General features: G+C 72.6%; 18 protein-coding genes. 5 read left to right on the top strand and 13 right to left on the bottom strand.

Annotated elements, in window-relative coordinates; genetic code table 11:
* Window positions 1-187: 187 nt before the first annotated feature.
* The 3 genes from ACH4F6_RS14840 (at window position 188) to ACH4F6_RS14830 (ending at window position 3594) form a co-directional block, all read left to right on the top strand.
* Window positions 188-706 (top strand): SRPBCC family protein, encoded by a 519-nt coding sequence (locus ACH4F6_RS14840; protein ID WP_397960534.1) that lies wholly within the window; start codon window positions 188-190, stop codon window positions 704-706.
* Between the two features lie 35 nt (window positions 707-741).
* Complete coding sequence (locus ACH4F6_RS14835) at window positions 742-3054, top strand: FdhF/YdeP family oxidoreductase (RefSeq protein WP_397960532.1); 2313 nt, start codon at window positions 742-744, stop codon at window positions 3052-3054.
* Between the two features lie 63 nt (window positions 3055-3117).
* Entirely contained in the window at window positions 3118-3594 is a 477-nt protein-coding gene (locus ACH4F6_RS14830; protein ID WP_397960531.1) for a hypothetical protein, read from the top strand.
* Window positions 3595-3697: 103 nt separating this feature from the next.
* On the opposite strand, the gene ACH4F6_RS14825 is transcribed toward ACH4F6_RS14830, so the two are convergent.
* The 3 genes from ACH4F6_RS14825 to ACH4F6_RS14815 form a co-directional block, all read right to left on the bottom strand.
* Window positions 3698-4810, bottom strand: coding sequence for an ABC transporter substrate-binding protein (locus tag ACH4F6_RS14825; RefSeq protein ID WP_397960530.1), 1113 nt, complete (start codon window positions 4808-4810; stop codon window positions 3698-3700).
* Window positions 4811-5158: 348 nt separating this feature from the next.
* Window positions 5159-6955 (bottom strand): chitinase, encoded by a 1797-nt coding sequence (locus ACH4F6_RS14820; RefSeq protein ID WP_397960529.1) that lies wholly within the window; start codon window positions 6953-6955, stop codon window positions 5159-5161.
* A 218-nt stretch (window positions 6956-7173) separates the two neighbouring features.
* Window positions 7174-9348: an FG-GAP-like repeat-containing protein gene (locus ACH4F6_RS14815; RefSeq protein WP_397960528.1), complete on the bottom strand. Its 2175-nt coding sequence runs from the start codon at window positions 9346-9348 to the stop codon at window positions 7174-7176.
* Window positions 9349-9786: 438 nt separating this feature from the next.
* Here ACH4F6_RS14815 and ACH4F6_RS14810 point away from each other — a divergent pair, with 438 nt between their 5' ends.
* On the top strand, window positions 9787-10689 hold the full coding sequence (locus ACH4F6_RS14810; RefSeq protein ID WP_397960527.1) for an NAD-dependent protein deacetylase: 903 nt from the start codon (window positions 9787-9789) through the stop codon (window positions 10687-10689).
* A gap of 59 nt (window positions 10690-10748) precedes the next feature.
* Here ACH4F6_RS14810 and ACH4F6_RS14805 read toward each other — a convergent pair whose 3' ends face one another.
* Together ACH4F6_RS14805 and ACH4F6_RS14800 are read right to left on the bottom strand one after the other, a co-directional pair.
* Window positions 10749-11351, bottom strand: a complete 603-nt coding sequence (locus ACH4F6_RS14805) for a sugar O-acetyltransferase (protein ID WP_397960526.1) — start codon at window positions 11349-11351, stop codon at window positions 10749-10751.
* 139 nt (window positions 11352-11490) lie between these two features.
* A complete protein-coding gene (locus ACH4F6_RS14800; protein WP_397960525.1) occupies window positions 11491-12243 on the bottom strand; it encodes a YqjF family protein in 753 nt (250 codons plus the stop codon).
* Between the two features lie 237 nt (window positions 12244-12480).
* On the opposite strand from ACH4F6_RS14800, the gene ACH4F6_RS14795 reads away from it, so the two are divergent.
* The gene (locus tag ACH4F6_RS14795; protein WP_397960524.1) at window positions 12481-12918 is read left to right on the top strand and encodes a glutaredoxin domain-containing protein; all 438 of its coding nucleotides are present in this window, start codon (window positions 12481-12483) and stop codon (window positions 12916-12918) included.
* Between the two features lie 84 nt (window positions 12919-13002).
* Here the strand turns inward: ACH4F6_RS14795 and ACH4F6_RS14790 are convergent, their stop codons facing one another.
* The 8 genes from ACH4F6_RS14790 to ACH4F6_RS14755 form a co-directional block, all read right to left on the bottom strand.
* Window positions 13003-14742, bottom strand: coding sequence for a DEAD/DEAH box helicase (locus ACH4F6_RS14790; RefSeq protein WP_397960523.1), 1740 nt, complete (start codon window positions 14740-14742; stop codon window positions 13003-13005).
* Window positions 14743-14828: 86 nt separating this feature from the next.
* Window positions 14829-15032, bottom strand: a complete 204-nt coding sequence (locus ACH4F6_RS14785; protein WP_030575165.1) for a cold-shock protein — start codon at window positions 15030-15032, stop codon at window positions 14829-14831.
* A gap of 173 nt (window positions 15033-15205) precedes the next feature.
* Window positions 15206-16822 carry a glycoside hydrolase family 13 protein gene (locus ACH4F6_RS14780; protein ID WP_397960522.1) on the bottom strand — a complete coding sequence of 539 codons (1617 nt, stop codon included), beginning with the start codon at window positions 16820-16822 and terminating at the stop codon, window positions 15206-15208.
* Window positions 16823-16983: 161 nt separating this feature from the next.
* On the bottom strand, window positions 16984-17859 hold the full coding sequence (locus ACH4F6_RS14775) for a carbohydrate ABC transporter permease (protein WP_397960521.1): 876 nt from the start codon (window positions 17857-17859) through the stop codon (window positions 16984-16986).
* Between the two features lie 20 nt (window positions 17860-17879).
* Window positions 17880-18842 (bottom strand): carbohydrate ABC transporter permease, encoded by a 963-nt coding sequence (locus ACH4F6_RS14770; RefSeq protein WP_397960520.1) that lies wholly within the window; start codon window positions 18840-18842, stop codon window positions 17880-17882.
* Between the two features lie 149 nt (window positions 18843-18991).
* Entirely contained in the window at window positions 18992-20407 is a 1416-nt protein-coding gene (locus ACH4F6_RS14765) for an ABC transporter substrate-binding protein (protein ID WP_397960519.1), read from the bottom strand.
* A gap of 297 nt (window positions 20408-20704) precedes the next feature.
* Complete coding sequence (locus ACH4F6_RS14760; RefSeq protein WP_397960518.1) at window positions 20705-21715, bottom strand: LacI family DNA-binding transcriptional regulator; 1011 nt, start codon at window positions 21713-21715, stop codon at window positions 20705-20707.
* 100 nt (window positions 21716-21815) lie between these two features.
* A complete protein-coding gene (locus ACH4F6_RS14755; protein WP_397960517.1) occupies window positions 21816-26099 on the bottom strand; it encodes a discoidin domain-containing protein in 4284 nt (1427 codons plus the stop codon).
* Window positions 26100-26195: the final 96 nt, after the last annotated feature.

Genomic DNA, 26195 nt, shown 5'->3' with positions numbered 1-26195 from the left:
GTCGGCACGCCGACGGCCGATCACCGGTGGTCTCGACCCCGCGGCCTCCCCACCGCCCTCCCTGGTCAGGGCTCGCCCGACAGGGGTGGCTGCCCCACCGAGGACGGGGGTGCGCGGCACGTTCCGTGTGGCGGGTCGCCGGACGTGCGGCGAGACTGGGGCCAGGGGCACCGATGATGGGTGGGCCATGCACAGCGTTGACGAGACGATCGAGATCGCGGTCCCGGTGCGCACCGCGTACAACCAGTGGACGCAGTTCAAGGGCTTCCCCCGGTTCATGACCACGGTGAAGCGGGTCGACCAGATCACACCGGCCCTCACCTCGTGGACGATCGCCGTCGGGCCGCTGCGCGGCGAGTTCAGGGCCGAGATCGTGGAACAGGAACCCGACTCCCACCTGGTCTGGCGCAGTCTCGACAGGCGTCCCGCCCACCGGGGCGAGGTGTCGTTCGCGCCCACGGCGAACGGCGGCACCGCGGTCACCGTGCGGATGGAGATCGCACCGCGCGGCGCCGCCGGCCTGCTCACCTGCGTCCCGACGCTCGCCGGTCGTGTCGTGCGCGGAGAGCTGCGGCACTTCAAGCGGTACATCGAGGGGCTGGGGGCGGAGAGCGGGGCCTGGAGGGGCACCGTCCGCAACGGCCGCCCGCGCCGTACGGAACCGGAACGGCAGGAGAGCGGAGTGCCCTGCTGGCCCGTCGGCTGATCCCCCGGGAGCAACGTGGAGCGAGAGGCGATCCGATGAAGAAGGCGCCCGGCGAGGAGCCGAACGAGGCCCTGACCGTGACCCCGCCCAAGGACTGGGCCGCGGGCGTGCCCGCGGTGGTGCACGCGCTGGAGTACTCCCTGGAGGAGACGTCCGCCCGGCGCGCGGGAGAGACGCTGCTGACCATGAACCAGGTGGACGGCATCGACTGCCCCGGCTGCGCGTGGGCGGATCCCGCCCCGGGCCACCGGCACCGCAACGAGTACTGCGAGAACGGCGCCAAGCACATCAACGACGAGGCGACGACGCGGCGCGTCACCGCCGCCTTCTTCCGCGAACACCCGGTCTCCGAACTCGCCGGACGCTCCGACACGTGGCTGAACCAGCAGGGCCGGCTGACCGAGCCGATGGTGAAGCGGCCGGGCTCGGACCACTACGAGCCGATCAGCTGGAACGACGCCTTCGGGCTCATGGCCGGAGAACTGACCTCGCTCGCCTCCCCCGACGAGGCCGTCTTCTACACCTCGGGCAGGGCCGGCAACGAGGCCGCGTTCGTGCTGCAGCTGTTCGCCCGGGCGCTGGGCACCAACAACCTGCCCGACTGCAGCAACATGTGCCACGAGTCCAGCGGCTACGCCCTGCACGAGACGCTGGGCACCGGCAAGGGGACGGTCAGCCTCCACGACCTGCACCACACCGACCTGATCTTCCTGGTGGGGCAGAACCCCGGGTCCAACCACCCGCGACAGCTGTCCGCGCTGGAGGAGGCCAAGCGCAACGGCGCCCGCATCATCGCGGTCAACCCACTGCCGGAGACCGGGCTGCGCCGGTTCAAGAACCCGCAAAGGCCGCGCGGGGTGATCGGGCGGGGTGTCCAGATCGCCGACCGCTTCCTGCACATCCGCGCCGGTGGCGACCTGGCCCTGTTCCAGGCGGTCAACCGGCTGCTGCTGGAGGCCGAGGACGCCCGGCCGGGCGAGGTGCTGGACCACGACTTCATCCGCGGCGACACCTCCGGCTTCGAGGAGTTCGCCGAGCACGTCCGCGGCGTCGACTGGAGCGACGTCCTCGCCGCGACCGGCCTGACCCGCGAGGAGATCGAGCAGGTCCGCGACGAGGTGCTGCGCAGCGAACGCGTCATCGTCTGCTGGGCCATGGGGATCACCCAGCACCAGCACGCCGTCCCGACCATCCGGGAGATCGTCAACTTCCTGCTGCTGCGCGGCAACGTCGGCAGGGCCGGCACCGGCGCCTGCCCGGTGCGCGGGCACAGCAACGTGCAGGGCGACCGCACGATGGGCATCTGGGAGCGGATGCCGGACTCCTTCCTCGACGCCCTGCGACAGGAGTTCGGCTTCGACCCGCCGCGCGCTCACGGAGTGGACTCCGTGAACGCCATCAAGGCGATGCGCGAGGGCCGCATCAGGTTCTTCCTCGCCCTGGCCGGCAACTTCGTCCGGGCCGCACCCGACAGCGCGGTCACCGAGGAGGCGATGCGCACCTGCCGGCTGACCGCCCACATCTCCACCAAGCTCAACCGGTCCCACACCGTGTGCGGCGAGACCGCGCTCATCCTGCCCACCCTGGGCCGCACGGAGCGGGACGTGCAGGCGGGCGGGGAGCAGTTCGTGACCGTGGAGAACTCGATGAGCGAGGTGCACACCTCCCGCGGGCGGCTGCGGCCGGCCTCCTCGCTGCTGCTCAGCGAGGTCGCCATCCTGACCCGGCTCGCCCGCCGCACCCTCGGCCGGACGCCCGACATCCCCTGGGAGCGGTTCGAGGCCGACTACGGCACGATCCGCGACTGCATCTCCCGCGTCGTCCCGGGACTGCACGACTACAACCGGCGCGTGATCCGCCCCGGTGGGATCCCGCTGACGAACCCGGTCAACGAGGGCGTGTACCCCAACGGCGCCGGCAGGGCCCTGTTCACCCGCAACACCTGCGAGGTGCTGCGGGCACCCGAAGGGCACCTGCTGCTGCAGTCCCTGCGCTCCCACGACCAGTGGAACACCGTGCCCTACACCTCCGACGACCGTTACCGGGGCATCCACGGAAGTCGCCGAGTGGTGCTCGTCAACCCCGACGACGTGGCCGGACTCGGCCTGGTCACCGGGCAGAACGTCGACCTGGTCAGCGTCTGGGCCGACGACGTCGAACGCCGCGCCGAGGACTTCAGCGTGGTCCCGTACCCGACGGCACGGGGCTGCGCCGCCGCGTACTACCCCGAGACCAACGTGCTGGTGCCCCTGGACAGCGTGGCCGAGGGAAGCAACCAGCCGGCGTACAAGGCGATCGTGGTCCGTCTGGAGCCCGCGGCGCCCCGGCCGGACGGCGTCCGGGCCTGACCGCGTCCACGGGGACGGAGCGAAGGAGGCGCCGGCGGGTCCTCCCCCGGCAGAATGAGCCCCATGGCCGCAGACGAGGACGCAGCGTTCACCCTGCCACGGGGCGCCACCGGCTTCTTCCGTCCGAAGGACGGGCCGCTGCCGGAGACCGACCTGCGGACGTTCCGCGCCGCCCTGTACGCGGCCGCCCGGGCAGCCGGCGGCCGGGTGGGCGACCTGGAGGAACAGGCCTACCCTCGTACGTTCCACACCGCGACGGTCGTCGACGGCGCCGGCGAGTGGACCGTCCTGTGCCACGCCCACCACCCCTGGACGGCCTTCGCCCGGGAACGCCGGGAGTGGTACACCGAGGAGTTCCTCGCCCCTCCGCCGTGGGCCCACGCCTTCACCGACCACGGGTTCGCCGTGCTCGATCGCGCGCAGCTCACCCTGCCCCTCTCGGACGTCGACACGTCGGTCCTGACCCGGGGCGAATGGCGCGAGGTGCGCTCGTACGGCATCACCACCTTGGGCGGGGTGCTCTTCAACTCATGGGACTGACGGCCCCGTCGGTCGGCCCCCGTCGCCGTGGCACGGCCGACGGCGTCCCCGGCCCGACGCCGCGGCGACCCGACCGGTGGAGCACCGCACCTCGACGAGCGGCTCAGCCGGTGTGCAGGACCCGGAAGCGGTCGGGTCGTGCCGGGTCTCGATCGACGACCTGGACGGGCGTCCGGGTCCAGTGCCAGACGCTGATGCCCGGCGTTCGGGAGAACCGGATCAGGCCCCGGGTGCCTTCGACCCGGACGCGCGGCCAGGGTTCGGCCGTGCGGGCCCGGTCCGCGCCGTGGGAGCGCAGCACCTCGGCGAGGACGGCGACCGTGTCGTAGCCCTCGAAGGCGACGAAGGAGGGCGCTGCGGCCAGTCGCTCGCGGAGGCACTGCTCGACTCGTGCGCCGAGGGGGCCGAGGCGCTCGGGCAGGTAGCGCAGGAAGGGAATCGCGGCGCCGTCGGCGCCGAGCAGCGTCGCCCATTCGGCGAACTCCGGCTGCCCGGCCGGAGCACCGATCATGACCCCGGCGAGGCGTGGGTCGCGGCGGACGGACTTGACGGTCGACACCGCCGGCTCCGGGTGGCCGACGAGGAGCAGAAGGGCCGTCGCACCCTTGTCGAGGAGTTCGCCGCACACCGCCGCGGGGGTGAGCGCGCGCAGGTCGAGTTCGACGACGGTGCCGCCGCGCGGAGCGAGGTGCTCCCGCAGGATGCGGACGCCGGACGCCCAGTAGACGCTCGGCTCGGTCGCCACGGCGATGCGGCCGTGGCCCGCGCCGAGGAGGAAGTCCGCGTAGGTCCGCCAGCCGTGGGACTGCGCCGGGGCGAGGCGCGCGACCCGGTCCGTCGGCCGGTCGGTCAGCGCGTCGAGGACCGCCGACGAGCAGAGGAACGGCAGACCGAGGGCGTCGGCCCGGGCGGCGGCGGCGCGGGCGACGACGCTGTGGTACTCCCCCGCGAGGGCGGCGACGCCCAGGCGGGCCAGTTCGTCCACGGCCGCCGCGGCCCTCAGCGGATCGGCCGCGGTGTCCCGCACCACCAGTTCGAGTGGTCGTCCGGCGATCCCGCCGGCGTCGTTGACGTCACGGACGGCCAGCTCGAGTCCGGCGAGCAGGTGTCGGCCCGCCTCGACCCAGCCGGGCCGGGTCAGCGGCACGAGAGCGCCGATCCGAACAGCTGATCCATCGGTCCGTACCGTTCCGGACGGCGATGCCGGCGTCTTCATTCCTGGCCTCTTCCCGTGGGGCGTCTCGGTGGGGGCTCACCCGGATCGCGGAGCGGCAGGGCCCGGCGATGCGCGTTCGTCGCATCTCGCCGTGGCGGGCGCACCTGGGTGACCATGCCGGACATTGCATCCACCACCACCGCCGGCAGGCAACCGGAATCCGTTCAGCGGTCCCCTCGACTCGTCGACGGAGCACGCCGTCCGCCTGCCGTCCCGGCATCCCGTCGATCGCCGCCCCCTTCGGTTTCGGCGCAGCCGGCGCATCGACGTGAGACAGCGGCGGAGCCCCCGGCCAGCGAGTGCGGCCCGTGCCACGAGCTGCGAGAACCCGCACCGGGGGTCCGGTCGTCAGCCGAAGTAGCCGTCGAAGGTCCGCTGGAACTCCCAGCCCGCGAACCGGTCCCAGTTGACCGACCACGTCATCAGGCCGCGCAGGGCGGGCCAGGTGCCGTGGGTGGCGTAGGAGCCGCAGTTCGTCTTCTTCGTCAGGCAGTCGAGGGTCTTGGTGACCTCCGCCGGAGCGACGTGGCCGTTGCCCGCGTTGACCGACGCGGGCATGCCGATCGCGACCTGGTCCGGGCGCAGCGGCGGGAAGACGTCGGCGGCGTTGCCGGCCACCGGGAAGCCGGTGAGGAGCATGTCGGTCATGGCGATGTGGAAGTCCGCGCCGCCCATGGAGTGGTACTGGTGGTCGAGGCCCATGATCGGACCGGAGTTGTAGTCCTGGACGTGCAGCAGGGTCAGGTCGTCGCGAAGCGCGTGGATCACCGGCAGGTACGCCCCGCATCGGGGGTCCTGGCCGCCCCACTGGCCGGTGCCGTAGTACTGGTGGCCCATCTGCACGAAGAACGTCTCGGGGGCCATGCTGAGGACGAACGCGGAGCCGTACTTCGCCTTCAGGGTCTTCAGCGCCGAGATCAGGTTGACGATCACCGGTGTCCTGGGGTTCTTGAAGTCGGTGTCGTCGGCGTTCAGCGACAGCGAGTGGCCCTCGAAGTCGATGTCCAGTCCGTCGAGGCCGTACTGGTCGATGATCTTCGAGACGGAGGAGACGAAGGTGTCGCGGGCCGCCGTCGTGGTGAGCTGGACCTGGCCGTTCTGGCCGCCGATCGAGATGAGCACCTTCTTGCCGGCCGCCTGCTTGGCCTTGATGGCGGCCTTGAAGTCGGCGTCGCTCTCGACGTTGGGGCATTCGGTGACGGGGCAGCGGGTGAAGCGGATGTCGCCCGAGGTGATGGACGTGGGCTCGCCGAAGGCCAGGTCGATGACGTCCCAGCTGTCGGGGACGTCGGCCAGCCGGGTGTAGCCGGAGCCGTTGGCGAAGCTCGCGTGGAGGTAGCCGATCAGGGCGTGGGCCGGCAGGCCGCCGGAGCCGCCGCCCGGTCCGGCGGTCGTCGTCGCCGTCACCGCGGCCGACTTCGCGGACTCGCCGGCGTCGTTCACGGCGGTCACCTGGAAGCTGTACGCCGTCGACGCCGACAGACCGGTGACGGTGGCCGAAGTCCCGCCCACCGTCTGCACCTTGACTCCGTCGCGGTAGACCGCGTAGCCCGTCGCGCCGCTCACCGCCGACCAGGACAGGGCGACGCCGGAGGAGGTGACGGCGGTGGTCCGCAGACCGGCCGGCGCGGCGGGCGGCTGACCGGCCGGGGCACCGGGGCCGATGAGGGTGACGTCGTCGGCGTGGTACGCGCCGGTGCCGTACCAGCCGTGCGTGTAGATCGTCACGCGGGTGGTGGACGCGCCGGTGCGGAAGGTGGTCGTGAGCCGCTGCCAGTCGGGGGCGGACTGGGTCCAGGTGGAGACGTCGGTGGTGCCGGTGCCGCTCGCGCCGAGGTAGACGTAGGAGCCGCGGACGTAACCGGACAGCGTGTACGGGGAGTCGGGCTGCACGGTGACGGTCTGCGAGCACTGAGCGTGGTCGCTGCCGGCCGGGGTCGCCTGGAGCGCCGAGCCGCCGGTGCGCACGGGGCTGGTGACCGTCCTGGCGGCCGTGCAGGTCCAGCCGTCGAGGCCTGCCTCGAAGCCGCCGTTGCGGGCGAGGTCGGCGTCGGCCGCGCGGGCGGGCGACGAGAGCGCGGTGAGGGCGGGCACGGCCAGGGCCGCGGCCGTGAGGAGGGCCAGGACGGGTCTGGTGCGGTCCACAAGTGCCTCCGGGTGAGGGGGTGTTCGGGGCGTGGAGCCAGCCCAACTTGGTCCAGACCAATTCACTTGTCAAGGGCTCCGGCCGACACCGCCCCTCCTCCCCCACGGCCCGGACGCCGGGAGACCGTACGGCACGGCCCGCGCGCGCACCGCCCGGGCGCGGGCCGTGCCCCGGCTGGATCCGGCAGGCGGGCCGCGCGCGCCGGACCGGTGCCCGCTCAGAACAGCGCGCGGTACGTCTGCCAGCCGGAGGCCAGGACGTAGGTGGCGCTGAACGTGCCGTCGCCCCAGCCCTTGTTGCGCAGCAGCCTGCCGTCGGTGGTGCGGGAGACCAGGTCGGGGAAGCCGTCGCCGGTCACGTCGCCGACCGTGGTGATCGTGTCGCGGCCGGCGCCCCAGTCCCGGAACACCAGCGTCCGCGGCTTGAAGCCGCCCGTGCCGTTGCCGTCGTAACGCCACAGCTCGCCGCCGGCGTCGCGTGCGACGAGGTCGCCGATGCCGTCGCCGGTCACGTCGGCGGCGCCGACGACGGTGTAGCCCTTCCATCCGGTGCCGACGCGCACGCCCGGGTCCAGCAGGCCGTGGACGTTGGACCTGTACAGGTAGAGGTAACCGGTCGAGGCCTGGCGGGCCAGCAGGTCGGGGCGGTGGTCACCGGTGAAGTCGTCGGCGGCGACGACGGTGTCGAAACCGCTCCAGCCGGAGCCGACCAGGGTGCGCCCGGCGTCGGGCAGGTAGACGCCGGCGCAACCGCCGGAGTGCCGGTACAGCTTGCCGTCGGTGGTCTTGCTGAGCAGGTCGGAGCAGCCGTCGCCGGTCATGTCGCCGACGGGGACGAAGCGGGTGCCCGGGTTCCAGCCCGACCAGCCGCGGGAGGTGGTCAGCCTGCCGCCGGAGAACCGGTGGACCTCGAGCAGGCCGCCGCCGGTCATCGTGTACAGCTCGCCGTAGCCGTCGGTGTCGGCGTCGCGGACGGCGGACCGGCCGCCGGAGAGCCAGAAGCTCCCGGCCGGGAGGGTGCGGACGGCTCCGCCGTCGCCTGGGTCCACGGTCATGGTCCAGTGGTAGCGGCCGCTCACCGCCTTCTCGCCCGCGTCGTCCTTGCCGTCCCAGGCGACGCGGACGGCGGCGCCCTCGTGGGAGCCGCCGGTGAGGGTGCGGACGGTGGCGCCGTAGGCGTCCTTGACGGTGAGCTTCCAGGAGGCGGGCGGGCGGGTGAACCGCCAGGTGCCCTCCCACCGGGGGTCGGCCGTCGTGCGCAGGTCCACGGCGGAGTCCGCGCGCCAGTCGAAGAGACTGATGCGCGACCGGGGCACCGTCACCGGCCGGATGTGGATCATCCGCTCGCCGTCGGCGTAGGCCACGTGGCCGCCGTACCGGTCGACGGTCAGCATGTCGATCCACGTGCCCTCGGGGACCGTGAAGAAGGGGGTGGTGGCGGCCGGGTGGCCTCCGCCGAGGTGGAAGTCGGTGAGCGTCACCGTCCGCCCGTCCTCGGACTGCTGGATCAGGTAGCCGTCGCCCGCCTCGGCCGGCAGCGCGCCGGGGACGGGGATGTTCCTGCCGGTGCCGTGGTCCCACACCCCGGCCTTGTCCGACGCGGAGCAGCGCCAGTACAGCCACCTCCCGACCGCCTGCAGGTCGTCGGGGACGCAGCCGGAGCCGAGCGTCACGTTCGCGGAGCTCGCCTTGGTGACCAGGTCGTAGGAGTTGACCGTGCCGGCGGTGCTGCCCGGTTTCCAGAGCTTCGTGCCCCACAGGGACACCGCGGTGACGGCCCGGGTGTGGACCTGTCCCGGGTAGGGCACGCCCGGGTCGAAGGAGCCGACGCGCTGCACGCCCCCGTCGTCGATCGCGACGTACGAACCTCCGGCCGCCACGACACGGTCCGGGGACTCCCAGGAGAACGGGCCGAGTCCGAGCTCGGCCTTCGGCGCACCGCCGCCGAGGGCCTCCTGGCTGCCGAACGGCGTCATGAAGGCGACCCGGCCGTCGCCGAGCGCCCACAGCCGGGAGAAGAACCCGCTGCACGTGTACTCCGCGGGGTCGACGCCCTCGCACGGGTAGTCCGTCCAGACCTGGGAGGCCGCGAGCTGCCGGGGCCCCGGCTGCGGGGTGCCGACGGCCGGGAGGTCGAACTCCCACAGCCCGCGCTTCGGCTCGGGGTCGGCCGTCCCCAGCACGCTGAGCTTCCCGCCGCCCAGCGCGAGCGTCTCGATGGTGGCGCTGAGGTCGCCCCTGGTGCCGAGCGGGAACACGATCTCGTCGTCCGCCGCTCGCGGCGCGCCCGGCGAGGCGGACGCGGGCGCCGGCAGGAGGCCGAGGCCGCCGACCGCCAGCGCCACGGCGGTCCCGATGGTGAGCGAGGTGTGTCTGATCCTGCGAGTGGTCATGTCAGCCCCCTGGTGGACGAGGAGTCCCGTCGCCGTCTCGGAGGCTTTGACCCTCCGGGCGCCCGGCTGGTTGTACGGAGCGGCCGTTCCCGGGAGGCCGCCGCCGGGTGCGGCCCCGCGCCGCCGTCGGCGGCTGCACCGGCCACGCCCGCCGGCGCCCACGCGGGCACGCCCCCGCGGTCGCCCTCCGGCGTGACCCGCCGCCCCGGGCCCTGCCCGGGCACGTCCCCGGCGGGCCGTCCCGAGTGCGGGCCGGGCCGTGGTCGGCGGGACCCCGGTCCACGGGCCGGACCTCGGCCGGCGAGGCCCCGGTCCACGGGCCGTCGGTCTTCCGCGGGACCCGTGCGATCCGCGTCGCCCTCCCGGAGACCCCGCGGTCCGCGGTCCGCGGTCACGGCCGGCACGCGCCCCGCTCGTCGGGTTCCGTACCCTGGCGGCATGCGCATGCGCCCCACCCTCGACTGGGTCCCCACCGGGGACGTGCCGCCGGGCACCACGGACCTCGAGCCGGTGGCCGCCGCGCTGGGCACCGGCGGCGTACTGGTGCTCAGCGGGGCGGGCATCTCCACGGAGTCGGGCATCCCCGACTACCGGGGCGAGGGCGGGAGCCTGAGCCGGCACACCCCGATGACCTACCAGGACTTCACCGCCGACGCCCGGGCCCGGCGGCGCTACTGGGCGCGCAGCCACCTCGGCTGGCGCACCTTCGGCCGGGCCCGCCCCAACGCCGGTCACCGGGCCGTGGCCGCGTTCGGACGGCACGGCCTGCTCTCGGGTGTGATCACCCAGAACGTCGACGGTCTGCACCAGGCCGCCGGCAGCGAGGACGTCGTGGAACTCCACGGAAGCCTGGACCGGGTCGTCTGCCTCTCCTGCGGCGCCTTCAGCCCGCGCCGGGAGCTCGCCCTGCGGCTGGAGGAGGCCAACGCGGGCTTCGAGCCGGTGGCCGCCGGGATCAACCCGGACGGTGACGCCGACCTCACCGACGAACAGGTCGGCGACTTCCGCGTACTGCCCTGCACCGTCTGCGGCGGCGTCCTCAAACCGGACGTCGTCTTCTTCGGCGAGGCCGTCCCACCGGAGCGGGTCGAACACTGCCGCCGGCTGGTCCGTGAGGCGACCTCGCTGCTGGTCCTGGGCTCCTCGCTGACGGTGATGTCCGGGCTCCGGTTCGTCCGTCAGGCGGCCGAGGCCGGAAAGCCGGTGCTGATCATCAACCGGGACCCGACCAGGGGCGACCGGCACGCCCTCACCCGTGTCGCCCTGCCGCTGGGAACCGCCCTCACCACCCTGGCCGACCGGCTGGACGTCCCCACCGGCGGTCGGGCCACGAGGCGGTGACGGCTGCGGCGCAGCCGCCGGACCTCACCGCGTCCGGGCAACGCCGTCCGGCCGAGGCGCTACTCCCCGGCGGTGCGTGTGGCGAGGTCCTCGTCCGTGATGGACCGGACCACCCGGCACGGCGTTCCGAACGCGACGGTCATCGGAGGAATGCTGCGGCTGACGACGCTGCCGGCGCCGATGACCGATCCGTATCCGATACGGACGCCGGGCAGGACCACTGCGTTGCTGCCGATCCACACCTTGTCCTCGATCACGATCGGTTCCGAGAACCGCCCGAAGTCGGCGCGCCGCGAGGGATGCACCGGGTGTCCCGTCGTGGTCAGTGTCACGCTCGGAGCGATCATGACACCGTCGCCTATGCGGATGTCCACGTCGTCGACGAACGTGAGGTTCACGTTCCCGAAGAAGTCGTCCCCGATGTGGACGTTGCTGCCGAACCCGGCGTGGAACGGCGGCAGCAGCACCGTGCGTTCACCGACCGAGCCGAAGATCGCGACGAGCAGCGAGCGACGCTTCTCCGTCTCGCCGGGCGGTGTGTGGTTGTACTCGAAGATCTGCTCGGTGCGGCGCCGAGGGGCCTGGAAGGCCGCCTCCGACTCGGTGTAGACGAGTCCCTTGGCGATCCGGGCCAGGACGTCTTCCTCGTGAGCATGCGGCACAGCGGAACGCTCCGTTCGTGCAAGCCCTCGGGCGCAGGCCCGGCGCGCCCCCGTCGACCGCGCGCTCACAGCCTATGCGCGCCCCTCCGCCCTCGTTCCCGCTTCCCGGCATCGGAGTCGATCGGCGTGGACGAGGGCTTCAGGGGGTGGGGATGCCCGCCGGACGGGACGGGCGGCCCAGGCTCACCGGTACGCCCGGGGAGTACAGGACGCTGACCGGCTGCTCGCGCGGCGCGGGGAGCCCGGCCGCGGCGATCAGGTTCTCCTCGCACTCGACCAGCTCGGCGCGGTGCAGGGGCCAGCGCGGATGGTGGTTGGGGAGGTAGGCGGCCCCGCCGAGGAAGGCGTTGTGCATCCCCCAGCGCGCGGTGAGGAAGTGCTCCAGCTCGGTCGGCTCCGCGATGCGCTCGCCGGGGCGCACCGTGAGACGGCTGTACGCGCCTCGCGGGCCGGGCCAGCGGCGGGAACCGGTGTAGGTGACGGTGCCGCCGGACGTGCGCACGCTCATCCGGGACCACAGGTACGGCAGCCGGAAGCCGGCCCGCCCCATCGCGACCGGGATCAGCCGTGCCGCGTCCATCGACCGGAAGACGACCCCTCGCCGTCCGTGTCCGTCGACCGAGTACAGGCGGACGTTGGTCTCCGGGAACGACCCGAGGTACGGCACCCCGGGCAGCCGGAACCAGCCGACCCGGTGCATCCGGAAGGCGACGAGTCCGACGTAGGTCACCCCGTCGTGCGTGTCGGGAACGGTCCCCCGCGGCAGCAGCCCCGCCACCGTCTCCGGTGCGACGGACCAGTGGACGAAGCACAGGTCGAGCCACTGCTGCGTGAGGAGCGGGAAGGCTATGGCGCCGGGGGCGTCGGGGGTGACCGGAGCTGGCGTGTGCACGACGCCAGCATGCCATCGTCGCCCCTGCCGTGCCGCCGTCCTCGCCCGGCGGGCGCCGGCCGCACCGTCGGACCGCCGGGGCCGCGGACGCGCGCCGCCCGCACGGCCTTCGCCGTGGCCGTGCGTCCGTCGTCGGGGCGCGTGGCCGGGCGGAGGCCCCTCCCGCGGCCGACGCGTGCGCGGGTGGAGCCGGCCGGCCGCGGCGAGCGTGTCGGCCGATCGGTAGTCTGCGGCGTCATGATGCGCGCCTGGATGCTGTCGACACTGTTCGTGCTCTGCGGCTCAGCCGTCGCGGCTGAGCGGTTCCTCGAAGGGAGCCCCGGCGCAGCCGCGGCACTCCTGCTGGTGTTCCTGCTGCTCGCGGGCCTGAACTCGCCTCTGGTCTTCCCGAGGTCGATCGGGCTGACGGAGGCACGGCGTCGCAGCGCGCTCGACGGCCGGCCGATCGTCCTGTGGCGGCCGGGCTGCCCGTACTGCCTGCGACTGCGCGTCCGGCTGGGCCGCAGCGCCCGCCGGATGTACTGGGTGGACATCTGGCGGGACCCGGCCGGAGCGGCCGCGGCGAGAGCGGCCAACGACGGCGACGAGACCGTGCCGACCGTCCTCGTGGCGGGGCAGCCGCACGTCAACCCTGATCCCGCATGGGTGCGCGAACAGCTCGCCTCCTCCACGTGATCGGGCGGATGCCGTAGGGGCGTCCGCGGGCCGCGACGGCACCGGCCGGACCGCCGCCGTCCGGCCCTCCGTGCCCGGTGCCGGCTAGGAGGCGGAGGTGCGGCGGCCGCCCCGGCGGTCGGAGCCTCGGCCGCCGGTCCCGGCAGGGCCGCCCGTGGCTCCGCCGGTCGTCGATCCCGTCGGCCGGCGGCCGGATCCGCGGACCGTCTTGCCGGAGGCTGCGCCGGTCGCCGCACCGGCCGCGGACTGGCGGTCGGAGCCGCGGCCGCCCGCGCCGGCGGCACCGCCCGCGGCCCCGCCGGATCCCGCCCGGCGGGCAGAACCGCGCCCGCGGCCCGCCGAGCCGCCACCGGACGCCGCCGTCCCGGCGGCGGTCCGCCGGTCGGCGCCGCGGCCGCCCGTGCCGGGAGTGGTGCCCGTCGCCGCGTCGGCCTCGCCGCCGTTCCGGCGTCGGCGGCCGGATCGCCTGCCGGGCTTGGCGCCCGTCTTGCCGTCCGGGCGGGACTGCGCCGGTGTCGCCGGCTGGGGGACCTCGATGGTGACGGCCACACCGGAAGGCTCGCGGGCGCCGGTGATGGTGGCCAGCTCCGCGTCGCTCGACGTGACGCGGGCCGTCCGGGGGCGGATGCCCGCGTCCGACATGAGCCGGGTGACGTCCCGCTTCTGGTCGGGCAGGACCAGCGTGACCACGCTGCCGGAACCGCCGGCGCGGGCCGTGCGGCCGCCCCGGTGGAGGTAGTCCTTGTGGTCCGTGGGGGGATCGACGTTCACGACGAGGTCGAGGTCGTCGATGTGGATGCCCCGGGCCGCGACGTTCGTCGCCACCAGGGCGGTGACCTGGCCGTTCTTGAACTGCTCCAAGGTGCGGTTGCGCTGCGGCTGGGAGCGGCCCCCGTGCAGGGCCGCCGCGCGGACGCCTACGGCGAGCAGCCGCTTGGCGAGCCGGTCGGCGGACCTCTTGGTGTCGAGGAAGAGGATGACCCGGCCGTCACGGGCCGCGATGCGCGTGGTGACGGCCTTCTTGTCGGTCTCGTCCAGGACGTGGAGCACATGGTGCTCCATGGTGGTCACCGCTCCCGCGGACGGGTCCACGGAGTGCACCACGGGGTCGGTCAGGAACCGCTGCACCAGGCGGTCGATGTTGCGGTCCAGGGTGGCCGAGAAGAGCATGCGCTGTCCGTCGGGCCGCACTCGCTGGATCACCTTGGTGATCTGCGGCAGGAAGCCCATGTCGGTCATCTGGTCGGCTTCGTCCAGCACCGTGATGCGGACGTCGTCGAGCACGCAGTCCCCGCGTTCCACGAGGTCGTTGAGCCTGCCGGGAGTCGCCACGAGGACCTCCGCGCCCCGCCGGAGCGTCGCGGCCTGCTTGGTGATGGACAGTCCGCCGACCACGGTGGCCAGCCGGAGGTTCACCGCGGTCGCGTAGGGGGTCAGTGCGTCCGCCACCTGCTGGGCGAGTTCCCGGGTGGGCACGAGCACCAGGGCGAGGGGCGCCCTGGGCTCCGCGCGCAGTCCGGTCGTGCGGGCCAGGAGCGCCAGCCCGAACGCGAGGGTCTTGCCGGAGCCGGTGCGTCCTCGCCCCAGCAGGTCACGGCCGGCCAGCGAGTTGGGCAGGGTGGCGGCCTGGATGGGGAAGGGGGTGGTCACGCCCTGCGCGACGAGGGTCTTCAGCAGCCCCGCGGGCATGTCCAGGCCGGCGAAGTCCTCGACGGCGGGAAGCGCGGGTGTCGTGCTTTCCGGCAACCGGAATTCCCGCGGCGACGGCGCGGACGGAGGAGGGGACGAGGCGCGCCGGTTCGACTTCTGGGGCCTACGGGACATGCGGTGATCTGCCTTCCTGGATACAGCACAAACCGGGGTCCGCACCACGACGGTGCGGACCCCGGTGAGCGGACACGTGTCCGCGATCAGGCGGGGACGATGTTCTCCGCCTGCGGACCCTTCTGGCCCTGCGTGACGTCGAAGGAGACCCGCTGGCCCTCCTGCAGCTCACGGAAGCCCTGGGTCGCGATGTTCGAGTAGTGGGCGAAGACGTCGGGGCCGCCGCCGTCCTGCTGGATGAAGCCGAAACCCTTTTCAGAGTTGAACCACTTCACGGTGCCCTGTGCCATGACTTTCTCCTTCTGTAGGCAGAGGCCCCATCCGGAGATGCCGGAAAACAAATAATGCGCCTGATGGATGAACATTCCCGTCAGGCGCACATAGGTTCATGGGTACCACAACTGCAACGCCTGAACCTTAGCACAGTTCGGCGGCCCGGGAGTGAGGGGCGGGTGCGGGGCGCTCACGCGCGCAGCCAGACCGCCGTGTCGGCGGGCAGTCTGCCGTCGGCGTCCAGCGGGCCGCTGGCGAGGAGGACGTGATCGTGCTCCGGCAGGCCGGCCGGGGCGGCGGCCAGGTTGACCACGCAGACCAGGCCGGGCGTCCGGCGGAAGGCGAGGACTCCGGCCGGGGCGGGCAGCCACTCCAGGGGCCCGTCGCCGAGGGCCGCTTCGGTGCGGCGCAGGCGCAGTGCGGTGCGGTAGAGGACCAGCATCGAGCCGGGGTCGGCGGCCTGGAGGTCGGCCGCGTACGCGGACCAGCCGGCGGGCTGCGGCAGCCAGGGTTCGGTGCGCGAGCCGAACCCGGCGTAGGGAGCGTCGGCGGTCCAGGGCAGCGGGACGCGGCAGCCGTCGCGGCCGGGGTCGGTGCCGCCGGAGCGGAAGTGCATCGGGTCCTGGATGCGCTCGAGCGGGACGTCGGCCTCGGGCAGGCCGAGTTCCTCGCCCTGGTAGAGGTAGACGGAGCCGGGCAGGGCGAGGGTCAGGAGGGCGGCGGCGCGGGCCCGGCGGGTGCCGAGCGTCAGGTCCGTCGGGGTGCCGAACTCCTTGGCGGCGAAGTCGAAGGCGGTGTCCTCACGGCCGTAGCGGGTGACCGTGCGGGTCACGTCGTGGTTGCACAGCACCCAGGTGGCCGGCGCGCCGACCGGGGCGTGCTCGGCGAGGGTGCCGTCGATGGCGGCGCGCAGCCGGCCGGCGTCCCAGGGGCAGGCGAGGAAGGTGAAGTTGAAGGCGGTGTGGAGTTCGTCGGGGCGCAGGTAGCGGGCGAAGCGCTCGGCGTCCGGCAGCCAGACCTCGCCGACGAAGATCGCGCCGTAGGCGTCGGCGACGCGCCGCCAGGAACGGTAGATCTCGTGCAGTTCGTCGCGGTCGATGTACGGGTGGGGGTCGCGGCCCTCGACGAAGTCCGGGAGGTCGGGGTCCTTGGCGGGCAGGGCCGCCGAGTCGATGCGCACCCCGGCCACGCCCCGCGCGAACCAGAACCGCAGGACCTCCTCGTGTTCCTCGCGGACGGCCGGGTGGGCCCAGTTGAGGTCGGGCTGCTGGGGGGTGAAGAGGTGCAGGTACCACTCGCCGTCCTCGACGCGGGTCCACGTCCGGCCGGAGAACTGCGACGGCCAGTCGTTGGGCGGCAGTTCGCCGTGCTCGCCGCGTCCGGGGCGGAAGTGGAACAGCTTGCGTTCGGGACTGCCGGGGCCGGCGGCGAGCGCGGCCCGGAACCAGGGGTGCTGGTCGGAGACGTGGTTGGGGACGATGTCCACGAGGGTGCGGATGCCGAGGGCGCGGGCCTCGGTGATCAGTTCCTCGGCCTCCTGGAGGGTGCCGAAGGCGGGGTCGACGGTGCGGTAGTCGGCGACGTCGTAGCCGCCGTCGGCGAGCGGGGAGAGGTACCAGGGGGTGAACCAGATGGCGTCGACGCCGAGTTCGGCGAGGTAGGGCAGTCTCGCCCGTACGCCCGCCAGGTCCCCGGTGCCGTCGCCGTCGCCGTCGGCGAAACTGCGGGGGTAGATCTGGTAGATGGCAGCGCCACGCCACCAGTCGTCCGAGGGGGCGGGGGTCTTGTCGGGGTGCGGGGCTGCCACGTGACGGTCCTTTCGGGGCAGGGGTGGTTCTCCGCCGCCGCCCCGGACAGCGGGGCGTCGAGGACGGGGCGGCGGCGGAGGATCGGAAGGGGTACCGGCGGGCGGTCCGCTCACGGCGGCGGGCGCGGGGGAAGGCCGGTGCCGGGAGGGGCGGGCGGGGTTCAGCCCTTGAGGCCGCCCGCGGTCAGTCCGCTCATGATGTTGCGCTGGAAGACCAGGAACAGCAGCAGGGTCGGCAGGGAGGCGATGGTGAGGGCGGCGATGAGGACGTTCTCGGGCACGCTGGTGGCGAGGGAGTAGATGCCGACCGCGAGGGTCTGGCCGGTGGGGTCGGGCAGGACCAGCATCGGCCAGAGGAAGTCCTTCCAGACGCCGACGACCGCGAAGATCGACACCACGCCGAGGACGGGCCGGGAGATCGGCAGGACCACGGACCACAGGACGCGCAGGGGGCCCGCGCCGTCCATGGAGGCCGCGTCGAGGAGTTCCTTGGGGATGGAGTCGAAGAACCGCTTCAGCAGGAAGATGTTGAAGGCGTTGGTGACCGAGGGGAGCCAGATCGCCCAGGGCGAGTTGAGCAGGTTGCGCTCGACGATCGGCACGTCCAGCACCGTGAGGTACTGCGGCACGACGAGGACGGTGGCCGGGATCATCAGGGTGACGAGCATCATCCCGAGGACGGCCCTGCCGAGGACGGGCCGCAGCTTGGACAGGGAGTAGGCGGCGGCGACGTCCAGCACGAGCTGGAAGGCGAGCGCGCCGAACGCGTAGTAGAGGGTGTTCCCGAGGAGCCCGGCGAGGTCCATCACCTCCCAGGCGCGCCGGTAGTTCCCGGGGTGGACGGAGCCGGGCACCCAGGTCGGCGGGGTCTGGACGGCTTCCTGGGTGGTCTTGAGGCCGCCGGACACCATCCAGTACAGCGGGCCGAGGAAGGCCAGCGTGAACAGGACGACGACGAGCGCGAAGCACAGCCAGTACACGGCCTTGCCGCGGGGACGGGCGAGGCGGGCCGGCGAGATGAGCGTGCGTGTGGACATGTCCGTGTCTCCCCCGGGTCCTACTCTTCCGTGGCGCGGTTGAGCCTGGTGTACACGGCCGAGAAGCCGGCCAGCAGTACGAGCAGGACCAGGCCGAGCGCGGCCGCGGCGCCGTAGTCGTTGAAGTTGAAGGCGTACTGGTAGATCAGGTAGACGACGGTCGTGGTGGACCCCTCGGGTCCGGCGCCGCCGGTCAGCAGGAAGGGCTCGATGAAGACCTGCATGGTGGCGATGATCTGCATGAGCAGCATCAGCGCGAGGACGAACCGGGTCTGCGGAACGGTCACGTGCCACACCTTGCGCAGCAGGCCGGCCCCGTCGAGTTCGGCGGCCTCGTAGAGTTCGCCCGGGACGCCCTGGAGGGCGGCCAGGTAGATGAGGGTGGCGCCGCCCATGTTCATCCAGGTGGAGGCGACGACGACGGAGAGCATCGCGGTGTCGGGGTCCTGCAGCCACTGCTGGGCGGGGATGCCGAACACGCCCAGCACCTCGTTGAACATGCCGTACCCGGGGTCGTACAGGTACTTGAAGAGCAGTACGGACGCGGTGGGCGGCAGCATGACGGGCAGGTAGACCAGCAGCCTCAGGTAGCCCTGGCCGTGGCGGAACTCGTTGACGACGAGCGCGGTGACGAAGGGGACGGCGAAGCCGAGGACGAGCGCGAGGACCGTGAACCAGAGGGTGTTGCGCCAGGCCTGGCCGAAGGCGGGGTCGTTCCAGACGGTGACGAAGTTGTCCCAGCCGACCCAGCTGACCCGGCCGTCCTCGGTCTTCTGGAAGGCGAGCAGGAACTCGCGGACGATCGGGTACCAGGAGAAGAAGGCGAAGCAGAGCACCGCGCCGATGAGGAAGCCGTGGGCGGTGACGTTGCGGCGCAGGGCCCTGCCGAGGCCCCCTGCCGGGGACGGGACGGTGCCGGTGTGCGGCCGGCGGGGACGGCGTTCCCCGGCCGCCGGGTCCTGTGCGAGGGTGGGGGCCGACATGGGTGTGCTCCTCGGTCGTGCTGCGGTGTCGCCGGGCGGGAGGGTCCGTTCGCGTGACGGGACGGACGGGCGCCGGGCCCCGGGTGGCGGGCGGGGCCGTGGGCGCGACCGCGGGCCGGACGGTGGGAGAGCGCCCGGCCCGGCGGGGGTCACTGGTGGGCGAGGACCTGGTTGACCTGGGTCTCCGCCGTCGACAGGAGCTTGTCGATGTCGGCGCCCTCGTTGGTGAGGATGCCGGACATCACGTTGTCCAGGACCTTGTAGATCTCCTGGGCCTTCGGGGGTTCGGCCTTGCCCTGGACCGGGTTGTCCATGAACGCCTTGAAGTTCCGCACCGGCATGGTGGCGTACCGCGTGCGGGCGGCGTCGTCCTCGGCCTTGCTGTCGTTCCGCCAGAAGTTCGGCTGCGGCACTCCGACCGGCAGGCCGTCGGCCTTGGTGCGTTCCCAGTCGAACTGGCCCTTGCCGACGCTGAGGTTCTTGAAGTTGAGCCAGGCGATCGCGGCCTTGATCTTGTCGGAGGAGATCCCCTTCTTGACCATGTAGTTGTTGCCGCCGGCGAGGGTGTTCCTGCCGCCCGGGATCGGGCCCATGCCGAAGTTCTCGTACTTGGCGCCGAGTTGCTGGACCATGTACGCGATGTCGTCGGGCGCGGCGAGGAACATGCCGAGCTTGTCGGTGGCGATCTGCTTCTGGAGGTCGCCCCACTTCAGCAGCTGGGTCTTGCCCATGGAGTCGTCCTCCCAGCGCATCGCGTGGAGGTTCCGGGCGACCTGCTTGCCGATCGCGTCGTTGAACGCGGCCTTCTTGCCGGAGGCGTCGACCACGTCGCCGCCGAGGCTGTACATCTGCGCGGTGAAGTGCCAGCCGCCCGTGTTGGCGGCGCTGTACTCGCCGAAGCCTGCGACGCCGCCGCCGAGTCCGGCGATCCTCTTGGCGGCCGCGCGGACCTCGTCCCAGGTGGCGGGCGGGGCGTCGGGGTCGAGGCCGGCCTTCTCGAAGAGCTTGCGGTTGATGAGCAGGCCCATGCGGTAGTTGCTGGTGGGCAGGCCGTAGAGCTTGCCGTCCTTCTTGAGCGAGCCGAGGACGTCGGGGTCGATGTCCTTCAGCAGCGGCACGGTCCTGTCGTTGACGTAGGCGGTGATGTCCTGGGCGCCGTCGTTGTCGAGGACCTGCTCGAGGTCGGTGAAGTAGGTGTAGAACACGTCGGGCTGGGACTTGGCCTTGAGCATCGCGGTGAAGCGCGGCGGCTCCAGGCACTGGCCCGGGGTGGAGCGGCCCTGGACGGTGACGTGGGGGTACGTCCTGTTGAACTCCTCGACGTCCTCGTTCCACTCCTTGAGCTCGGCCTTCTTGGCCGCCGGCGGCATGCAGTCGATGGTGATGGTCACCTTGGTCTTGGGGTCCAGCGGCGCGGCGGGGTCGGAATTCGCCCCGTTCCCGCTGCCGTTGTCGCCGTCGTCGCTGCTGCTCGTGCCGCAGGCGGCGAGCGCCGTCAGCGTGAGCGCGGAGACGAGGGTGACCGCGCCGACGCGGCGGGTGCGGCGGAGCCGAGCTCTTCTCATGAGTGGTCCCCTTTGGGCATGAACGTGGGAGGCGCCCCTCACCGGTGCGAGGTGGGGCGCGTCGCACACTCAACCACCCCCCACAATGCTCCGCAATATCTCGCGCTGATTTCGTAATTGATTGACAGAGCAACGCACATGACGCGACCTCCGGCCGCCCTCTTTCCGCAAGTCGGCGTCGGACACGGCACGTTGCCCGCCGGGACCCCGATATGACGCGGCCGGCCCGCGGAGGTGCGCGGGCCGGCCGGTGGACGCGACGGGCGGGTGCGACGAGTACGGCGCACGAGGGCGGAGTCAGGCGCGCGGCGCCTGGGCGGTCGAGCCGCGGACGACCAGTTCGGGCTCGAACAGCAGCTCGCCGTGGGGGACTTCGGCGCCCTGGATCTGGGCGCACAGCAGGTCGACGGCGGCCCGGCCCATGGCCTCGATGGGCTGGCGCACGGTGGTCAGCGGGGGCTCGGTGCAGTTCATGAAGGCGGAGTCGTCGAACCCGACGACGGACACCCGCTCGGGCACCGCGAGCCCGCGCCGCCGGGCGGCCCTGATGGCCCCGAGGGCGAGCGGGTCGCTGGCGCAGACGATGCCGGTGATTCCGCGGTCCAGCAGGCGCGTGGCCGCCGCCTGGCCGCCTTCCAGGGAGAACATCGTGCGCTCCACCCGGTCGTCGGTCAGCGGCGCGCCGGCCGCCTCGGCGGCGGCGCGGGCGGCGGCCAGCTTGCGCCGGGACGGCACGTGGTCGCCGGGCCCGAGGACCAGGCCGATGCGCTCGTGGCCCAGCAGGGACAGGTGGCGCCAGGCCTGCTCCACCGCGACGGCGTCGTCGCAGGAGACGCAGGGGAAGTCCAGCTCCTCTATGGGGGCGTTGATCAGGACCACCGGGATACGGCGTTCCGCGAGCTGCCGGTAGTGGTCGTGCGGGGCGTCGGCCTGCGCGAACAGGCCGCCGGCGAACACCACTCCGGAGACCTGCTGCTGGAGGAGCAGGTCGACGTAGTCCGCCTCGGAGACGCCGCCCTTGGTCTGGGTGCACAGCACGGGGGTGAGCCCCTGCTGGGCCAGTGCGGCGCCGATGACCTCGGCGAGCAGCGGGAAGATCGGGTTCTGCAGCTCGGGCAGGACGAGTCCGACCAGGCGCGCGCGTTCGCCGCGCAGCTGGGTGGGGCGTTCGTAGCCGAGCACGTCCAGCGCCGTCAGCACGGACTGGCGGGTGGCCTCCGAGACCCCCGGCTTGCCGTTGAGCACCCGGCTGACCGTGGCCTCGCTGACTCCCACCTTCTTGGCAACCTGAGCAAGTCGTCGCGTCATGGACGCAAGGCTAGCGCAAGCCCATGCAAACGGCTTGCGCCAGCCTCGGTCTCGATGTTCCCTTTCCGTCAGGATCTGCTGACGTCTTGCGGGCGGATGGTCACGGGTCGATGTTGATCTTGAAGGTGGAGGTGGTGTTCCGGACGTCCACGGCGTTGCCGTCGAGGCGCAGCCCGTTGAAGGTGACCTCGCCGACCGCCGGGCCCTGGCCGGGCTCGGGCAGTTCGTTGGCCCACAGCCCGAAGCCGGACTTGGCGTCGTAGGCGTCGCCGCTCCGGCGGGCGCCGGTGACGGAGACGTCGGTGAGGACGGTGTCCTCGATCGGGTTCACCGGCTGCCCGCCGACGTACTGCGTCTGGAACATGATCCCGGAGTAGGTCGGGTCCACGATGTCGACGTCGTCGATCCGGATGCCCCGGAACACCTCGGACGCGGAGAACAGCCAGATCCCGGGGAAGGTCTGGGCGCCCCAGAAGTGCCCGCCGGAACGGACCACGGAGACGTTCTCCACCGTCGTCGGACCGGGGCCGAAGCCGTTCATCGGGTAGCCGAAGTCCAGTGAGCTGATGGTGATGCCGGAGTAGACGAGGGTGTCGGCGATGTGGATGTTGCGGAAGGTGTTGTCGTAGCCGCCGTAGACGGCGACGCCGGCGGCCCGCCAGGTCAGCAGCGAGGTCAGGTTCTCGTAGAGGTTGTCCTTCATGTCGGCGCCGCCCGCGTCGATCGCCGAGAACAGCGCGAAGCTGTCGTCGCCGGAGGAGCGCGTCTCGTTGTTGACGACGTGGTTGTCGGTCGACCCGTTGGTCATGTTGACCCCGTCGGCGAACGTGTCGCGGATGCGGGAGTTGCTGATGGTCATCCGGTCGGTGTCGGCGCCCCAGTACAGGCAGACCATGTGCTCGGTCCAGGTGTTGTCGATGACGATGTCCGAGACGCCGGCGAAGTCGAACACCTTGCCCGGTCCGTCGATGCGCGAGGTGTAGTTGCCGAAGTAGGCGAAGCCGCGGAACGCGGAGCCCTTGGCGCTCGCCTCGGCCCGGAAGCCGACGTCGGTGTTCTCCTGCCCCGCCGGGGCGTGGAACCGGGTGTACCAGGGCCCGGCGCCGACGACCTGCACGGCCTTGCCGTACACCTGGAACTTGGCGGACGTCTGGTAGTCGCCGGGCGGCAGGTAGACGCCGGTGAGCTTGCCGGTGGTGTCCATCCGCACCCGGTCGAGGGCGTTCTGCACGTCCTGGTGGGTGAAGCCGGCCGGGACGGCGTACGACGCCGGATCGGGGTCGGCGATCGGCGCGACCTGCTCCAGGCTGACGAAGTCGATCGCGTAGCGGGAGGTGTTGGCGGCGTCCTTCTGGAGCCTGATCCTCGCACCGGCCGGGACGGTCTCGTCCAGCATCAGGTGCGCCTCGTCGTAGATGTGGCGCGGGGCGCCCGCGGACGGCGCGTTGCCGGGCGAGGCCTCGGCGCCGTACAGCCAGGCGTACCGCGAGGTGAGCGGCAGCGCCTTGCGGAAGGTGCCGTCGACGTAGAGGTTCAGGGTGGCGTCGATGCCGCCGCCGCCCGCGGCGTCCGGGATGGAGAAGCGGGTCACCAGGGTGTTGGTGGCCGCGCGCGTGGTGAACTCGACGTACTCGCCGGTGCTGTCGAGGGTGACGGCCCTGCGGCCGGACGCCTCGCCCGCGAGGTCGCCGACGGTGCGGTTGGGGCCGACGGTGGTGGCGCCGCCGCCCGTGGCGCCGTCCTCCGCCTCGTACATGTCGTACGGCATGTGGGCGCCGCGCCCGACGAACAGGGACTGGTCGACGGTGTTGTTCTCCCGCTTCACGGGGAGTTCGTTGCCGTCGGCCGCGACCGTCGCACGGACGGTGTAGGTGCCGTCGGCGGCGGTCCAGGTGCCGACGGAGACCGGCGCGGTGGTGGCGCCGGCGGCGATCGTCCCGTCGTGGGAGCCCGTCAGGGTGCGCACGGCGGAACCGCGGGAGTCGAGCAGGGTCACGGTGAGGGCGTGGCCGCCGCCCGCCGAGGCGGTCGTGCCCTGGTTGCGTACGGCGACCCGGAAGGTGACGGTGTCGCCCGCGGCCGGTCCTGAGGGGGCGGCGGTGACCACCGGGACCAGGTCGGAGCTGCTGACCGGGCGGACGGTGAGCGCGGTGGGCGCGGTGTAGGCGTTGTTGGTCTCGTTCTGTTCGACGACCGCGTCGCCGTCGTCGGCGACGGCGCCGAGCTGGTAGGTCCCGGCGTCACGGGCGCCGATCGAGGCGCTGACGGTGGTCTGCGCCCCGGCGGCCAGGGCGCCCACGGCGGCGGTGGCGACCTTGGTGCCGTTCAGCCGCAGCGCGAGGCTGCTGGCGGGCGCGGCGCTCTCGCCGCTGTTGCGGACGGTCGCGGACAGGGTGATGGCGTCCGACTCGACGGGCGAGGCCGGCGAGGCGGTCAGCGAGGTGACCTCCAGATCGGGGTTGGGCGCGGCGGTGCCGATCACCTGGAACTCGGCGACCTGCCCTGCGGGGGCACCGGAGTTGGCGGTGAAGCGGAGCTGGACGTCGGCGACCCGCGCGGTGACCGGGACGGTGACGGAGTTGCCGCTCGACGGGCTGAAGGCGTACTCCTTCGCGGCGACCAGCGAGGTGAGGCCGCTCGCGGACTGCTCACGTCCGAGGACCTGGACGGTCTGGGTGCGGGCCGCCCAGACCGGGTCGGGGTTGAGCTTGATCACCACACCGGTGACGTCGGCGTCGGCGCCGAGCTTCACGGTGAGGGTGGCGGGGTGGCCGGAGCCCTCCCAGTAGGTGCTGGTGGAGTTGTCGTTGGCGTTCTCGGCCACGAAGGTGTGCACGGTCGAGGAGGCCGTGATCGGCCTGCCGACCGCCAGGTTGGAGCCGGGGCCCGAAGTGCCCGTGCGGGTCACGGTGTTGCTGTCGCCGGAGACGTTGCCGGCGGCGTCCTTCGCCCGCACGAAGTAGGACACGGTCACGGTGGCCGGGCGGTCGTCGGTGCAGGTGGTCACGTTGCCCGCGACCGTGGTCAGCAGGGTGTTGTCCCGGTACACCTCGTAGCCGGTGACGCCGGTGTCGTCGGTGGAGGCGCTCCAGGTGAGGCGGATCTGCCCGGCGGACGGCTCGGTGAACGCCAGGTTCGCGGGAGGCGTGGGTGCCTGGGTGTCGCCGGTCCCGCCCCGACGGGTGACGGTGTTGCTGTCCCCGGAGACGTTGCCGGCGGCGTCCTTGGCGCGCACGAAGTAGGAGACCGTGGCGCTCGCGGGCCGGGTGTCGGTGTACGTCGTCACGTCGCCGGCGACCGAGGTCAGCAGCTCGTTGTTCGCGTAGACGTCGTACCCGGTGACGGCGGTGTCGTCGGTGGAGGCGCTCCAGGTCAGCCGGATCTGCCCGGTGGACGGCTCGGTGAACGCCAGGTTCACGGGGGCCGTGGGCGCCCGGGTGTCGCCGGTGGCCGGCCCGTAGACCTCCAGCGCGGACAACTGGGCCGCGGGCCGCCCGGTGTTGGCGGTGACCAGGACCCGGACGTAGCGGGTGGTGGCGGTGTCGAAGGCGATCGTCACCGTGTTGCCGTCGGCCGGGGCGAACTGGTACGCCCGTGAGGCCGTCAGGTCGGTGAAGTCGCTGCCGTCGGCGCTGCCCTGGATCTTCAGGGTCTGGGTGCGGGCTCCCCAGCCGTCGGGCAGGCTCAGCACGACCCGGTTGACGCCGAGGGAGGAGCCGAGGTCGGCCCGTATCCACTGCGGGAGGTCGTTGTTGCGGCTCTCCCAGTAGCTGGCCTTGTTGCCGTCGACGGCGTTGGCCGGCACGTACGACTCGGTGTGGCTGCTCGCGGTGAGGGCGCGGCCGCGGGCGAGGTCGGTGGAGGACTCGCCGGCCGCGTGGACCTCCAGTTCCGCGAGCTGGGCGGCCTGCCAACCGGTGTTGGCGGTGATCTGGACGCGGACGTAGCGGGCCTGCCCGGCCGGGAAGGACACCGTGACGGTGTTGGCCGAGGCGGGGCTGAAGGTGTAGGCGGCGGATGCCTTCAGGGTGGTGAAGCCGGTGCCGTCGGCGCTGCCCTGGACGGACAGGGTCTGGCTGCGGCCCTCCCAGGAGGCGGGCAGCTTGAGGACGACCTCGTCGACGCGGGCGGAGGAGCCGAGGTCGGCCTGGACCCACTGGGGCAGGTCGCTGCCCGCGCTCTGCCAGTAGGAGCCCTGGTCGCCGTCGGTGATGTTGCGGGCGGCGTACTCGGCGTGCGAGCTGCCGGCCGTGGCGGCCCGCCCGGCGGCGAGGTTGGGGCCGCCGGCCGCCGAGGCGGCGACGAGTGACGGTCCGCCCAGCGTCAGCAGGCTGGTCGTGAGGACGGCGGCCAGCGCCCGCCATCCCCGGCGTTGCGGTCTCATGTCTCCCCGATCTCGTCCCGTCCGCCGTGGCGCGGAGGGACGCGGTTGGTGGGTGGCTCAACGGGGGTGCTCCCTGGACACATCTCGATGTGCGGG

The sequence above is a fragment of the Streptomyces sp. NPDC017936 genome, assembly GCF_044328485.1.
GTDB lineage: Bacteria > Actinomycetota > Actinomycetes > Streptomycetales > Streptomycetaceae > Streptomyces.
Note: the sequence above shows the minus strand (reverse complement) of the source record. Positions and strands in the feature narration are given on the sequence as shown.